The organism is Pedobacter nanyangensis (assembly GCF_003313505.1).
In the GTDB taxonomy this organism is placed as follows: Bacteria; Bacteroidota; Bacteroidia; order Sphingobacteriales; family Sphingobacteriaceae; genus Pedobacter; species Pedobacter nanyangensis.
On sequence record NZ_QMHO01000007.1, the window covers coordinates 75,396 to 90,723 of the forward strand.

A 15,328-nucleotide genomic window follows, 5' to 3' on the forward strand; every position below is an offset into this window, starting at 1 on the left:
TGGAATAGCATTAGTTCAACCAACATGGTTGCCATTTCTGCAACAGGAGCAACTAATTTTACGCCTCCGGCGGATGCTGCCCTATCTGCCAGCGGGCCTAGTTTATTTAACCTGGTATTTAAAACTTTGGCAGAAACCCCTGAGATTACTGCCACCAATATAACTGATGGCTCTAAAACGGCCTATAGCCAAACATTGCCAGCGGTAGTGTCGGGCCCATTTGTTAAACTACAGATATTACTCCCTGGTGAAACAGCCGCACCCAATACTGCTTCAGGAAAAACAGGCACACCAGATATCCAAAATGCTGGTGCTCCATTTAACGTAGTGGTAAATGCGGTTGATGACAACTGGAACGTGGTGTCAACCGTTACGGATGAAGTAGCCATAACAAATGCCGTTGCCTCAAATAATGCCTCATCGGTATTGCCATCAAACGCAAATTTAACCGCAGGTACCGGCACCTTTAGCGTTACCTTGAGAAGGGCTGATACCGATTACCAGCTGATAGCTTCTAACATTACTGAGCCGGCTATTTTGGCCAGCACCAGTGCCAATTTTGAGGTGGCCTTAGGCGCCTTTACCAAATTGTTAATGGTAATGCCCGGAGAAACCTATGCACCGGGTACACCAACAGGAAAAACGGGAACCGCAACCGCACCGGTAGCTAACGTTGATTATACCGTAGCGGTGTACGGCGTAGACGAATATTGGAATAGCATTAGTTCAACCAACATGGTTGCCATTTCTGCAACAGGAGCAACTAATTTTACGCCTCCGGCGGATGCTGCCCTATCTGCCAGCGGGCCTAGTTTATTTAACCTGGTATTTAAAACTTTGGCAGAAACCCCTGAGATTACTGCCACCAATATAACTGATGGCTCTAAAACGGCCTATAGCCAAACATTGCCAGCGGTAGTGTCGGGCCCATTTGTTAAACTACAGATATTACTCCCTGGTGAAACAGCCGCACCCAATACTGCTTCAGGAAAAACAGGCACACCAGATATCCAAAATGCTGGTGCTCCATTTAACGTAGTGGTAAATGCGGTTGATGACAACTGGAACGTGGTGTCAACCGTTACGGATGAAGTAGCCATAACAAATGCCGTTGCCTCAAATAATGCCTCATCGGTATTGCCATCAAACGCAAATTTAACCGCAGGTACCGGCACCTTTAGCGTTACCTTGAGAAGGGCTGATACCGATTACCAGTTGATAGCTTCTAACATTACTGAGCCGGCTGTTTTGGCCAGCACCAGTGCCAATTTTGAGGTAAACAGGGGCGAATTTACAAAACTGCTTATTACCCTGCCTGGAGAAACTTACGCTCCGGGAACACTTACAGGTAATGTGGGAAGCGCAGCTGCCCAGCCCGCAGGTGGAAACATCTCGTTTGAGGTAAGAGCTGTAGATGATAATTGGAATTTCGTAAATAACGTAACCGACGTGGTGCAATTGACCACAACAGATGTAACAGGTTCATTTACTACCAATAACCTGCCACTTTCAGCAGGTACAGGAACTTTTACGGCAACGTTAAGAGCTGCTGGAAATACACATACCATTACCGTAAACGATGTGACAGATAATACCAAAACATCTTTTACGACCAATCCAATTACAATAACTGCCGGAGACTTTGAAAAATTAGTTTTGGTATTGCCCGGAGAAACTGCGGTGCAAGGAATTCCAGCGGGAAAAACCGGAACGCCAAATAGTCAAGTTGCCGGGCAGCCTTTCAGCATATTTGTAAAAGCTGTAGACGCTTACGGAAACACCGTTACTACGGTTAATGACATCGTTTCTTTTACAGCCACCAATGATATTTATGCGCAGCTACCTCCAAACACCGCATTAATTAATGGTACTTTAAATTCATTTGCAACCTATCGTATTGGAAGTTCCGCTAATGACCGGGCACTAACCGTGTCAAACGTTACTGACAATACCAAAACCGCAAGCCAAAGTCCTAACTTTGTAGTAAACATTGGTCCTTATGCGGGTTTGCTGATTGTACTTCCTGGCGAAACTTACCTTGCCGGGTCCCCTAATGGAAAAACTGGTTTGCCGGCCAACCAAGCTATCGGAACTTCATTCAATATCACTGTAAGAGCGGTAGATATTGCCTGGAATACCATTTTAGGCATTACAGATGAAGTTGGAATTACCTCTAATGATCCTTCGGCAGTTTTGCCGGCAAACACCGCTTTGATAGATGGTGTAAATACGGGCATTCCAGTAACACTAAACTCCGCAAGTGTATCTACCAAGCTTACTGCAACCAATGTAACCGATGGTACTAAAACACCTTATACAACAGGGAACATTACCGTGGTGGGAGCAAGTGCTGCCAACGATTATTTCAGGAGTGCCGTACTATCGGGTGATTGGAGTAATTCCGCAAGTTGGGAAAGCTCATCAAACAATACCACTTGGCAACCTTCAACCCAGGCTCCTACAATTGCTTCGAGGGGCATTGTAGTTAGAAACACCCATACCATCAATATCACCGATAACCTTAGCATTGATGACGTGGTAGTTGAAAGCGGTGCACAGGTAAATCTTAACGGGGGAACCCTGACCATTAATAATGGTGCGGCTGCCGTAGATTTTCTGTTAGAAGGAACCCTCGTGAACAACGCCCGTCCCATCGTAAATACAGGAAGTACCTTGCAAGTTGTTGACGGAGGTAAATATCGGCACAATTTCACCGTTTCTTCTGGTACTATTCCAAACCTTTTATGGGAATATGGCTCCATCTGCGAGGTTTCGGGTTACACCACTTATAACGGAACGGTAGCGGGCAGTGGCCAAACCTTTTCTAATTTTGTATGGAATGCTACCGCACAAACTTCGGGAAGCACACCTGTTTTAAGTGACGCTTTTTCGGCAGACAATCTTACCGTTGTTTCTACAGGGGCAGGTGCCTTAAGTATTGATTTTGCGATAGTATATGGCAATTATACCCAAACAGGAGGTACATTGTTAATTAGCCAAGGCTTAAATGTATCAGGTAACTTTGCTTTTAATGGAGGTGTTTTCACTCCTTCGGCCAATAGTATTGTTACTTTTGATGGAATTTCAGCACAAGAACTATCTACCACTTCAACAGTTAGGTTCCCTTATGTGATATTTACCAATAATGCTACCAAATCATTGGGATCTGGAAACTTTGAAATTACGCCAACAGGGGTGTTGATACTGGATCCGGGAACCAATTTGGAGGCAAACGGCCATTTAACCTTAACGTCAAATGCTTCAAGTTCAGCACGTGTTGAGGCCATTCCTTCAAGTTCGGCAATTATAGGGAATGTAAAGGTACGAAGGTTCCTTACCGGAGGCGATAAAGCCATTTATAGAACCTATAGAATGTTATCATCACCAATTTATGATAACGGGAACGCTTCAAACAGAACCTATAACTATACGCAGTTTATCAATAACATGATCGTTACAGGTGCTGGTGGCGCTACAAACGGTTTCGACCCATCTGCCAATAACTCACCCAGCGCTTGGACTTATGAGTCGAATGATTATGTACCGCTGGCTAACATCAACACGCCAATTTCCGTAGGTAGAGGCGCTTATCTGTTCTATCGTGGCGATAGGTCGAATTTTACCGACAAAATAACACCGCCTTTTATTGATCCAGAGAGTTTTGCCATGACCTACGAGGGTACGTTGAACCAGCAGGATGTAAATGTTCCGCTTTCAAGCGGCTATAACCTGGTAGGCAATCCTTACGCCTCCAGCATCGATTGGAACTCGGCAGGTATCTTAAAAAACCAACTGCTTAACAATGTGATCAGAATTTGGAACCCAGCTACCAAAAGCTATGCCACTTACGATGGCTCGGTTGGCGTTCCAGCGGGTGTGGGTAGCAACATTATCCCTGCAGGACAAGGTTTCTTTGTACAATCGGCAAGTGCCTCAGGTAGCTTAACCTTTACTGAGAATGCCAAAGTTGGCACCCAGGCACCAGTCTTGTTAATGTCAGCGCCAGCTCGCGATAGGCTAGCCCTGCAAAAGGTTTCCGTAGCACCTAGCGCAAACGTTACAGCAGCCGTACCACGTACCGAGTTAAGGCTAACGCTTAAAAACCAAGATAATCAATTTGAAGAGGAAACCGCCGTGCTGTTCCAGTCAGGAAAAGCAGCCCAGTTCAACGTTGCCGAAGATGTTTCCTACATCAAGGATTCAAGAGAGCAGAAAGTGTTCCTATCTAGTTTGTCGAGTGATAGCAGGAAGCTGGTAATCAACTATATGCCAGAAATCAGCGAAAGTTCACAAGTTAAATTTGATATCGATAAGCTGAATGGAAATGGTAATTACCAATTGCAGGTAAAATATAAAGACGTACCGGCGGGCTATTTAGTGAAACTTAATGATAACCTTTTGGGAACCACCACCAATATGCCAAACGGCGGCACACATACTTTCAGCGTTGATATCAACAACACCGCAAGTTATGGTGCCGATAGGTTCAGCGTTTCTTTCGAGAACTCGGGCGTGCTTCCGGTAACTTACGCTTCGTTTGCAGTTGCCAAAGTTAGCCAGGGGGTATCGGTAAAATGGAAAACACTTATCGAATCTAATAACAGCAAATTTGTGGTAGAAAGAGCAAGCGACGATCGTAAATACGTACAATTGCACACCGAGCCAGCCAAGGGCAACAACTCTAGCTATGCTTTCATCGATAAAAACCCGCTAATTGGCAACAACTATTACAGGTTATTGCAAATAGACAACAACGGTGCAGAAAACCCAACCCAGCCACAGGTAATCAACTACAATGGCGAAGTTAACGGAACACTTGACATTGTTGGTATTTTCCCTAACCCGGTAGTTTCAAGCTTTACCGTTAAATACAATGGAAGTTTAAAAGCCAATCAGCAAACCCTTAAAATCGTAAATGCAACCGGACAAGTGCTGTTGAGCAAAACCGTAGCCAGAGCCAATTTATTGGAAGGCCAGGAGTTTGATATCGCAAACTACGCTTCGGGGCTTTACATCGTAGAGGTGTACGAAAACGGCAACCAACGAGTGGGGCAAACCAAATTGGTAAAACAATAAAGCCATTTGTAACAATAAACACCAAAGGGAATGTCATAAGGCATTCCCTTTTTTGCTTGAAAAGATAGGGAAATCAATCTCCGTCATTCAATTCAGGCAAGCCCTTCTTTCCGCTATATCTTTTGCAGCTGCGCTGTGCAAAAGGATGCCGCTGCAATAAGGTTTAACCTGCCAATACAGTACAAATGGCCAAATGGTAGTTCAGGCGGCCACTACACTAGAGCGCACTTTGGAGTGGTTAAATTACAATGATCTTTTCAGCATACACCTTGTCGCCCACTTTAATGCTTAGGATATAAGTTCCGGCAGCTAGCTTTGAAACATCCACCTCTTCCATGAGCGTACCCGCACGTAGGCCCTTGCTTTGTTCGTACACCCTTTGCCCAATCACATTGGCTATACTTATCGTTACTGGTTTAGCCTCGGGTACCTCAAAAGCCACTGTGAGTATTTTTGATACAGGAACCGGGAATACCTTAAGCTTAATTTCATTGTCGTTTTGATCATTGGGCAGGTAGAGCAGCTCACTTGAAAAAGAAGTACAGCTGTTGCCAAAACTCACCAAAACCTGATATCTCCCTGGTGTAGTTGGCTGAAAAATTTGGGAAGTTGCGCCATCAATTTTAGCACCATTTAAGTACCATTGGTTGCCCGTGGCCGAACTTGAAACCAAACTATTTCCTGTTTTACTTATTGATACGGTGGTTAATGGCACCTCAGCTCTTTGGTTGGCAAGGCAACCAAAGGCCTTAACCTTAAGGTCGTAAAAATAGTAGTAATACGCATGCGGGCCGGTTGCATCATTTCCGATGATATTGAATACGTCAAGCTGAGAGCTAAGCGGATAAATAGATCTTGGTACCGTGTTGTTCCTAAAAATAGTTGCGCCATCCTCGTACGCGGCATGAATGCTATAATTGCCAGCAACGGGAATTTTGAGGTTTAAGGTGTACACCTGCCCCTGATCTGTTAAATCGTCCTCAGCCGGGCCATCTACAGGAGTACTTCTTGTGGCAGTTACCTTAACGGTGCTACTGGATATCTCCATACCCTGGCTGTTCTTAATGTAAAACCTAATTGTTCCCGAATGGCCAATATATAAGCGGGCGCTTTCCAAAATGGTTGGCGCAAAAGTACGTATAAGCACGCCTCCACTTGTTTGCAGGTAAGAACCTCCCCCCAATCTGGTTTCGTATTTGTTTTTGGGGCCAAAGGTGCTGCTATATTCATTTAAGCCTGCGTAAAACTTGCCATTATTTGGTGCGGTAGCGGTGCTGGTATTATTGCCATAAGCAAATGGAGTGGTTTCGGTAGCATCCTTATACCAATAAATAACACCATCACCATTGCCGGTTAATTGATACTGTTTGCTATCGCTGCAATAAAAAGCAGTTTGGTCGCTCACGCTGGGCACTAAAGCAATTTGCGTGACCAAACTTTGCTCATTGTTGGTAGAAATTGGATCGGTAGCTAGGTTGGTTTTAGCGGTTAAGGTGTACGTTTTGCCGTGCTGGGTACCGTAAGATCCAGTTAGGGTAAATTCTCTTTCTTCAGAAGGCTTAATGGTATGGGTGAAAACGTCATTTAACGTAGCTACAGTAGTATTCCCGTCTTTTACCGTAACGCTTACTGGAATATTGGAAATATTCTGGGTCCCAAAATTTCGGATCACTACACTAACCGTTTGTTGAGGGGTAGCACAGTTAGTTAAAGGTTCCTTAATGGCGGTAACCCCAACATCTGTGGTAAGGTTTAGGAACTTCACCCGATAATCCTGTGTTTCGCCCTTTGCGTAGTTGCCACAGGCTGATACCATGGCGGCATCATTGGTTTCCGACAGTACCACTCGCAACAACGAAAAGTTGTTTACACTCACGGTTGCAGGTACGGTAATGTTGGCAGTAAACAGTCCAGAGGCACTGATGACATGACTAACAGCAACCAGTTCGTTGGCATCATTAAAGTCGCCATCGGCGTTCCAATCGATAAACACTTTGGCAATCTTGTTGCTATTATTTCCACAGGTACCAAGTGAAATATTTAGGGGATAGGTTTTCGCTTTTTCTAGCTCAATGGTCTGCTGGGTGAAATCTTGGTAAGACGTACATCCCGCCGATGCGGTATAATTGATGTTGGCAAAACTAAAGCTGTTTATTTTCGAGTCATTGGACGATGTTGGCATTGAGCTGCAATAAGGATTTCCACCAATTCCGGTAACCACTAACGAATAGGCTTGGGCCCCTCTTTGCAAGGTGCCTTTGTGGCTAATGGTAAGGGTATAGGTTTTGCCTGGCACGGCATTGGCAATGTAAACCTGCTCAACGTTATCCCTAAAGTTATCGCCTTTTGTGGCGGCAGCAGATGGATTTGCCGGATCTAAAATCCAGGGGAAGAATGTATCTGTTCCATCGCTGGCCCTCATGTCCAAATCATTGACCAATCTCAACGTTGGATTGTTCAGGGCATTGGCAACGGGTATTACATCAATTTCAGGGTCTGTCCAGCAAATGGTAGCAATCACCGGGCCGTCACCAGAGGCTACAATGTTAAATGTCTCGCTAGCGCCTTGGGCTAATACGCGTTCGGCAATCATGCTTTTTGCTCCGTTATTCAAAATTGCTTTTGCGGCGCTCTCGGTATTCATTAAACCCCAACCGAAAATATAATCTGGTCCGGGAGCAACACCGGCTTCACTTGCCGTAGCTATGGTTAGTCCTTTTAACGTAGCAGCACGCATGAAAGCGCTATTTTTCTGATCGTAAAGTTCTTGCAGTAATGCCAGTGACCCGGTTACACTTGGCGCCGACATGGAGGTGCCTGAATAGGTCGTATAGGCATCATTACTGGTATTGCTGGTAGAGGTTACGCTTACGCCATCGGCCGCAATATCAGGCTTAATCCTGCCATCGTCTGTGGGGCCCCAAGCACTGAACGAAGAAATGGTGATGTCATTTGGCGTTACCGTGCCGTAAGGTAGTGGGTTTACCGCGGCCACCGTCATAATGTTTTTGGCTACAGCATAAGTGCCTAATATATCATAGCCATCATTGTTGGATATGCCTTCTGGCCGTGGACCAGCATTTACCAAACTACCGCTGGCGTTAAACCTGTAATAAGTTGAGCCAACGGGTGGGCCATTGTCGTTACGATAGTTTCCGGCCGATTTAACAGGTAAGTAAAACGGAGCGTTGTAGCAAATCCTGTCCCATTCCTTTGCATCACTATCGTAGTAACCAAATTTATAGTCTTCATTGGCTCCCGCCTGTCCTCTAAATTCCCATCGGTAGGGTATGGCGTTTGTATTTTCGTACCACCCGGCAATTGCCCCGTACGAGTGGTTGGAAAGCAATAAGGAGGCCGCATAATTTGACATTTCGGAGTTGTCATTGTTGAAATCAAAAGAAAGCAGCTTCGGCAGTCCAAATGCCATCCCTTTTGCGTTGGGATTTTTGCCCATGGCCATAATGGTTCCAGCAACATGGGTAGCATGGGTAGAACTGCCGCTAACTCCATCCTTTACTTCCACACGGTTGTTTTGAAATTCGATATGCGAAGTTAAAACCGCACCTCCGTCCCAAATAGCAATTTTGTCGGTGGGCAGGGTGCTCCCGCTTAAGTTAAGTCCTAAAGAACCACCCGTATAAAGTCTGTTGGTGTTAATGGTAGCCGCAGAAATGGAATTGTTTTCTGTGATTTTATACAACGGCATGCCAAAATCGTCTACGCCCTGCAGGGTAAACACTTTTCCTTCTTTTGTGATGCCAAATGTTTCCCAGCCTTTTTCTAGGGCCAATGAAAATGCCCGGGTTAATTTTGCGTTCTCCACCTTTTCCAGTGTAGCGGCATTTTCCTTTAAAAACGCAGTATTGGTTTGGTTGCGCTGATTAGCTTGGGCAAGCGAATAAAGAGGTAGATAGCTGAATATTCCGGTATAAATCAAGAGCGACAATCCTAGCTTAAGGTTGCGGGGCATAATTTTAATAAATCTAAATAAATGATTATTTTGAAGCCACAATTTTAAGCATAATTAGATGACTTCCATTAAAAATATAGTAATTTTATGTTTAGCGCTATTGTTTGTGAACTGCACATTACAAAGCAAATCAAAACCAGCGATTGCACAAGGCATATACGGCCACGTTTATTGGGTACAGGGGAATATGATGCCATCGCCAGATGAGCCAAGAGCAAGTGTGGGAAAACCGATTGAACGGCAAATCAATATCTATGAGGTTGTTGCGTTTAAAGATGTGGAAGGGCAGGCTCCACTGTTCTCAAAAATTAATGCCATATTGGTGAAAACGGTAAAATCTAACTCCCAAGGGTTTTATAGCTGCGAACTGCCGCCTGGTAAATATTCCATTTTTACCGTAGAGGAAAAAAGCAGTTATTTTGCTAATAGTTTTAATGGTGAAGGCGAAGTTAATGCCGTTGAAATTGTGGCAGAGAAAAAGGTTAAGCTGGATATCAGTATCAATTATAAAGCGGCTTACTGAATGTAGGCCTTGATGCGTTGGTAATAAACTGATTGTTAGAGCTGTAAAGAGTGATTTTTATCAGAAAAATTCTTTTTTTCAATTAAAAAAATCTATAATTGCAGTCATATTTGTATAAACTACATCTGGTTGACTATTTATAATTGATAATATTTGTGAGGTATAACATAACAAGAACCATTTACAAGGCGTTTTTTTTGGTTGTTTTGGCAGTTTCTGTCTGTAATTATGCTATAGCTCAAGATGATCCTGAACCAGACGACGGACCTGGAACTCCTTGCCCCCCAGATTCGGCTTTGGATGATTGCGATCCTGATAATGATGTGCCAATAGATGGCGGTGCTGGTATTTTGGTGGCCGCAGGGGTGGCCTACGGGATTAAAAAAGTTTACGATAAACGCAAGCAAAATAAAACTTCAGCAGCCGCTTAGTTTCCTAACCGGCTTGCTCTAATATTCCTTCTCTTTTTAAGATATATTCGAAGATACCCTCGATCGGTTTTTGTAGTGTTTTGCCAATCTTAAGATTGTTTTCTGCAAACACGGCTCTTAATTCTTCTTGGTAGTAGTAGCTGATAGAGCCCACAAAATTACACTCTAGGGTTTTGTAGTTTTTATAATCCCTAACGTTCGAGTCGATAAACTCTTGAAAGCCGTCCCTCAGAGTCTTTTGGATGAATGGATGCTGTCTATGATGCACCATGAATCGGCTAAAGGTGGCAAGGTAGGAGTTAGGGAAAGGTTTTTGGTAAATGTTTTCGACCACAATGTCTTTAGTGATCTGGAAGGTTTCCTCAAAAATCTCCCGTAAATCAGCTGGCATAGATTTGTGCAGGAAGGAAATCAGCATTTTTTTGCCGAAATAGGTGCCAGAACCCTCGTCTCCTAAAATATAGCCCAAACCATGCTTGCCGTTGTAAACATTCTGTCCATCGTAATAGGCAATGTTTGAGCCGGTGCCCAAAATGCAGGCCAAGCCCTTTTTGTCGCCACAGGTGGCATAAGCTGAGCCCAGTAAATCATGATCTACACTGATAAAGGCATTTTTGAAAAAAGAGGAAAGACCATTGGAGATGATCTCATGTTTATCGGGATTTAAACAGCCTGCACCAAAAAAGTAAACCTCTTTAACTTGGTTGGCCACTGCCGAAATATCTTTGTTCTTCGAAAGAATCCTTACCACATCTTGGGCATTGGCAAAATATGGATTAATGCCTTGGGTACTGAATGAAAGTGTTTGGCTTGGGCTGTAGGCCATCCAGTCTGTTTTGGACGAGCCGCTATCTGCAACTAAAATCATCCCCTAAAATAAAAAAATATTACAAATTTAACGTACCGCTAATCTGTTTTAGATAGATTTCCGACAATTTTGCCTGGTATTTGATTTCAAGGTACCTGTTGTTGGCATTAATGGCGTTTCTTTGGGCCTCACGCAATTCTAAGGGAGTAATATTGCCAAGCCTGTATTTTTCCAAAGTAATGTCTAAATTTTGATTAGCCAGACTGACGTTTCCTTGTTCTAATTTTACCAATTCCAAAAAAGTAGTATAGTCTTGGTAGGCTTCGGTAAGCTGTGCAACAAGGTTTTGTTTGGTTTGCTCTACTTGTGTTTTTGCCGTGTTGATATTCACTTTGGCATTGCGTTCGTTTTGGCGCTGTAAAAAGCCATTAAAGATATTGATGCTAGCTGTTAGCCCATAGCTAAAGCCCCGAGCCCTAAACTGCGTGTTAAATCCAGTGGGCGATTCGCTTTTGTTAAAATCATACCCGCTGTTAACACTAATTTGTGGGTAGCGACTACCTTGAACCTGTTTCAAGCTCAGCTCTGCTACTCGTTGGTTTAGGATGGCACTTTGCAAGGTTGGGTTTAATTGTTCAAGTTGCGAAGCAAGGGTTGTGTAGTTAAGGCTTCCGTCAATGTCGAAAAAATCATCTACCGCGAACTTGATGTTGATGTCTCTTGCCAAGAGCCTGTTTAGTGCCACCATGTAGTTGTTCAACAGGTTTTTTTGCTGAAGGTAGGTGGAAGTGTCGGTATTGTAATCTACTTGTGCGGCTACCACATCAAGTTTTGAACCGCGGCCTATTTTCAGCTTACTGTCCGCTATGCGTAAACGTAATGCCGAAACGTCAATGGTGCTGTCGGCGGCAATCACTAATTGTTGTTGCTTGGCAATATTGTAATATGCGGTAAGCACTTCCGTAATGGTGTTGAGGATTTGGGTATTTACATTTTTTTCGCCCTGCTGCTCCAAAGTTTTTAAGCGTTCATAATTGGCAAACATGCTAAAACCGTCAAACACGGTCCAGTTAATGCCAAAGCCGTAGCCCATATTGCTATTTCTGGCGCCATTAATTCTTCGTTCGGTACCGCTGGCTTGGGTTTGTACCGTATTTTGCCTGCTGCCGCCTGTCGAAAAATCTCCGGTGAGCACAGGCAACATTCCTGCATTGCCCCAATTGGAGTTGTTCTTGGCGATCTCTACTTCGTTCTTGATCAGCTTAATGTCGTAGTTATTCTTTAAAGCAATGCTGATGGCTTCTTGTAAAGTCAGTTTTTCCTGTGCGAAAACCGTTGAAATACTACATAAGCAAATTGCGAGGGTGGCGTATATGTATGATTTGATTTTCATTTTGCGCTATTGGTTTTTCGGTTTTTCTTCATCGGCCAATGCCGCAGCTAGCGATTGCTTAAGGTCGGTGTTTTCTTTGTGCTCTTTTGACCACATGGAATAAATGGCCGGGATTACAAAGAGGGTGAGTATCAGCGAGAAAAGTGTACCTCCAATAATTACTGTTCCCATGCTCATGCGGCTTTTGGCTGCTGCACCCAAGGCCATGGCAATAGGCAAGGCTCCAATGGCAATGGCCAAACTGGTCATTAAAATTGGGCGCAACCTCGAAACGGCAGCTTCTCTAATGGCTTCCTGTACCGACTTGCCCTGTTCTTTAAGCTGGTTGGCAAATTCAACAATCAAGATACCATTTTTGGTTACCAGGCCAATGAGCATAATGGTGCCAATTTGGCTAAAAATGTTCCAGCTTTGCCCGCATAGCCAAAGGGATAGAAATGCTCCTGCAACGGCCATGGGCACGGTTAAAATAATGATGATTGGATCTTTAAAGCTTTCAAATTGTGCCGCTAAGATGAGGTAAACGAGTAAAAGCGCCAATCCAAAAGCAAACATGGTGTTGGAGGAACTTTCTTTAAAGTCTCTGGATTCGCCACTTAAATCGGTGGTAAAACTTTCGTCGAGAACCTTGGCGGCAATTCTATCCATGGCCTCAATCCCATCACCAATACTTCTGCCTGGAGCTAAACCTGCCGAAACCGTAGCGGAAATAAACCTGTTATTACGGTACAATTGTGGAGGACTACTTTCTTCCTTAGCAGTTACTAGGTTGTCCAACTGGATCAGTTGGTCCTTATCATTTCTCACATAAACCGAACTTAGGTCAAGTGGGTCTTTCCTGTTGCTTACATCAAATTGTCCAATTACCTGATATTGCTTGCCGTTCATGAAAAAGTAGGAAAAGCGCTGCCCGCTTAGGCCCAGTTGTAGGGTTTGTGCAATATCTACAATAGAAACCCCTAGGTTTTTGGCTTTGTCTCTATCAATGGTAAGGTTAATTTCTGGCTTGTTAAATTTCAGGTTCACGTCGGAAGTGGTGAAAGTTGGATCCTGTGATACTTCTTCCATAAACAACGGGACTTTCTCCCTAAGTTTTTCAAAATTCTGTGCCTGGATAATGTAACTTATCGGCAAGCCGCCTCTCCGGCCTACAGAAATGGTGGGCTGTTGGGTAACGGTTACCTTGCCTTCGGTATATTTGCGGGTGATTTTGGTGAGTTGCTCCGCAATTTCTTTTTGGCTTCTTTCCCTCTTTCCCGGATCAACTAAGCCCATTCTTACAAAGCCCGAATTGGTTGAGCCCGCACCGCCAAAACCTGGCGAAGTAATGGTAATATTAACATTTTTTTCCGGAACCGAATCCAAAACCATTTGGTTAATTTTCATCATAAACCTATCGGTATAGGCAAAAGAAGTGCCTTCTGGGGTGGTTACGCTCATGTTGATGGCGCTTCGGTCATCGTAAGGTGCGGTTTCTTTGGGCAATACCTTCCAGAAAAGGAAAATCAATCCGGCACAAACCAGTATAATTGGAGCGGCCAACCAGCGGCGTTTTAGGAATTTCTCTAAATTGGTGTGATAGCCTTCATTTAATTTGATGAAGTAAGGCTCGGTTATGCGATAAAACTTGGAAGGTTTGTGCCCGCCCTTTTTCATCAGATAGGCATTTAACATTGGGGTAAGCGTAAGTGATACAAAGGCGGAAATGAGTACCGCTGCACCAATGGTGACCCCAAACTCCCTAAATAAACGGCCAACAAAGCCTTGTAAAAAGATTACGGGAAGGAAAACAGCCGCCAACGTAATGGATATTGAAATTACGGCAAAGAAAATTTCATTGGAACCTTTAATGGCCGCTTCAATTGGAGATAAGCCTTCTTCTACTTTTTTAAAGATATTTTCGGTAACCACAATTCCGTCGTCAACCACTAAGCCTGTGGCCAAAACAATGGCCAATAATGTGAGTACATTAATGGAAAAGCCAAAAATGTACATGATGAAAAAGGTAGCGATTAAGGAAACCGGGATATCGATCAATGGCCTAAAGGCAATGCCCCAATCTCTAAAGAAAAGGTAGATGATGAGAATTACCAGCACCAGTGAAATCAGAATAGTTTCGGCTACCTCGGTTACCGATCGTTTGATGAACTGTGTGGTATCTAAGGAAACCTTAAGTTTGATATCGCTGGGCATATCGGCCTGCAGTTTTTCAAACCTTTTGTAGAATTCCTTGCTGATGTCGAGATAATTGGCCCCTGGTTGCGGGATAACCCCCACGGCCACCATCGGCTTCCCCGATTCGCGTAGTACAGTTTCTTCATTCTCAGAGCCAATTTCGGCCACTGCCACATCTTGAAGTTTTACCACGCTGCTGCTATCTGCTTTAATGATCAAATTGTTAAACTGTTCTGCATTGGTAAGCTTGCCGAGTGTTTTAACGGTAAGCTCGGTAGAAGCTCCCGTTAGCTTTCCCGAAGGAAGCTCAACGTTTTCTCGGTCCAGTGCTGAGACAATATCCTGCGAAGTAAGCCCGTAAGAAGCCAGTTTAGCAGGGTCTATCCTAATCCGCATGGCATATTTTCGCTGTCCCTGAATTTGCATGCTACTTACCCCTGGTATGGTTTGTATCCTATCGGCAATTACGTTTTCGGCAAAATCACTCAAATCTGTTACGCCACGTTTATCGCTCTGTATCGTCATGGAAATGATCGCGTCTGAATTGGCATCGGCCTTACTTACGATGGGCAGCCCGTCAATATCTTTTGGTAAATTCCTCGCAGCTTGCGATACCTTGTCGCGAACGTCATTGGCCGCCACATCAATATCTTTTCCAAGATTAAATTCAATAGTAATGTTGCTGGTGCCCTGGTTACTGGACGAGGTGATGTTCCTGATCCCGTCAATGGAATTGATGGATTTTTCTAGCGGCTCCGTAATCTGGGATTCGATGATGTCAGAGTTGGCCCCGGGATAGGAGGTACGTACCGAAATGATAGAAGGATCGATAGAAGGGTATTCCCGTATACCCAAGAAATTATAGCCAATTATCCCGAAAAGGATAATGATGAGGTTCATCACAATGGCCAGCACGGGCCTTTTGATACTGGTGGTTGAAATACTCATG

The 15,328-nt window shown here is 44.0% G+C and carries 7 protein-coding genes; 3 read left to right on the forward strand and 4 right to left on the reverse strand.

Going from position 1 to position 15,328, the window contains the following annotated elements:
- Window positions 1-24: 24 nt before the first annotated feature.
- The gene (locus DUT71_RS12950; RefSeq protein WP_205313933.1) at window positions 25-5,076 is read left to right on the forward strand and encodes a T9SS type A sorting domain-containing protein; all 5,052 of its coding nucleotides are present in this window, start codon (window positions 25-27) and stop codon (window positions 5,074-5,076) included.
- Between the two features lie 238 nt (window positions 5,077-5,314).
- Here DUT71_RS12950 and DUT71_RS12955 read toward each other — a convergent pair whose 3' ends face one another.
- Complete coding sequence (locus DUT71_RS12955; protein WP_113662971.1) at window positions 5,315-9,049, reverse strand: S8 family serine peptidase; 3,735 nt, start codon at window positions 9,047-9,049, stop codon at window positions 5,315-5,317.
- Window positions 9,050-9,107: 58 nt separating this feature from the next.
- Between DUT71_RS12955 and DUT71_RS12960 the strand changes: the two genes are divergently transcribed.
- Together DUT71_RS12960 and DUT71_RS12965 are read left to right on the forward strand one after the other, a co-directional pair.
- On the forward strand, window positions 9,108-9,572 hold the full coding sequence (locus DUT71_RS12960) for a hypothetical protein (RefSeq protein ID WP_113662972.1): 465 nt from the start codon (window positions 9,108-9,110) through the stop codon (window positions 9,570-9,572).
- A 155-nt stretch (window positions 9,573-9,727) separates the two neighbouring features.
- The gene (locus DUT71_RS12965) at window positions 9,728-10,003 is read left to right on the forward strand and encodes a PID-CTERM protein-sorting domain-containing protein (protein WP_162796041.1); all 276 of its coding nucleotides are present in this window, start codon (window positions 9,728-9,730) and stop codon (window positions 10,001-10,003) included.
- Window positions 10,004-10,007: 4 nt separating this feature from the next.
- Here DUT71_RS12965 and DUT71_RS12970 read toward each other — a convergent pair whose 3' ends face one another.
- Genes DUT71_RS12970 through DUT71_RS12980 form a run of 3 tightly spaced genes read right to left on the reverse strand, consistent with a single transcriptional unit; the run spans window position 10,008 to window position 15,327 of the window.
- Window positions 10,008-10,871, reverse strand: a complete 864-nt coding sequence (locus tag DUT71_RS12970; protein ID WP_113662974.1) for an N-acetylglucosamine kinase — start codon at window positions 10,869-10,871, stop codon at window positions 10,008-10,010.
- 19 nt (window positions 10,872-10,890) lie between these two features.
- Window positions 10,891-12,204: a TolC family protein gene (locus DUT71_RS12975; RefSeq protein ID WP_113662975.1), complete on the reverse strand. Its 1,314-nt coding sequence runs from the start codon at window positions 12,202-12,204 to the stop codon at window positions 10,891-10,893.
- A 6-nt stretch (window positions 12,205-12,210) separates the two neighbouring features.
- Window positions 12,211-15,327: an efflux RND transporter permease subunit gene (locus DUT71_RS12980; protein WP_113662976.1), complete on the reverse strand. Its 3,117-nt coding sequence runs from the start codon at window positions 15,325-15,327 to the stop codon at window positions 12,211-12,213.
- Window position 15,328: the final 1 nt, after the last annotated feature.

Excerpts from the sequence above, each read along its gene's own strand:
- DUT71_RS12950 (WP_205313933.1), top strand. The coding sequence starts at position 25 with ATGGTTGCCATTTCTGCAACAGGAGCAACTAATTTTACGCCTCCGGCG.
- DUT71_RS12975 (WP_113662975.1), bottom strand. The coding sequence starts at position 12,204 with ATGAAAATCAAATCATACATATACGCCACCCTCGCAATTTGCTTATGT.
- DUT71_RS12960 (WP_113662972.1), top strand. The coding sequence starts at position 9,108 with ATGACTTCCATTAAAAATATAGTAATTTTATGTTTAGCGCTATTGTTT.
- DUT71_RS12970 (WP_113662974.1), bottom strand. The coding sequence starts at position 10,871 with ATGATTTTAGTTGCAGATAGCGGCTCGTCCAAAACAGACTGGATGGCC.
- DUT71_RS12980 (WP_113662976.1), bottom strand. The coding sequence starts at position 15,327 with ATGAGTATTTCAACCACCAGTATCAAAAGGCCCGTGCTGGCCATTGTG.
- DUT71_RS12955 (WP_113662971.1), bottom strand. The coding sequence starts at position 9,049 with ATGCCCCGCAACCTTAAGCTAGGATTGTCGCTCTTGATTTATACCGGA.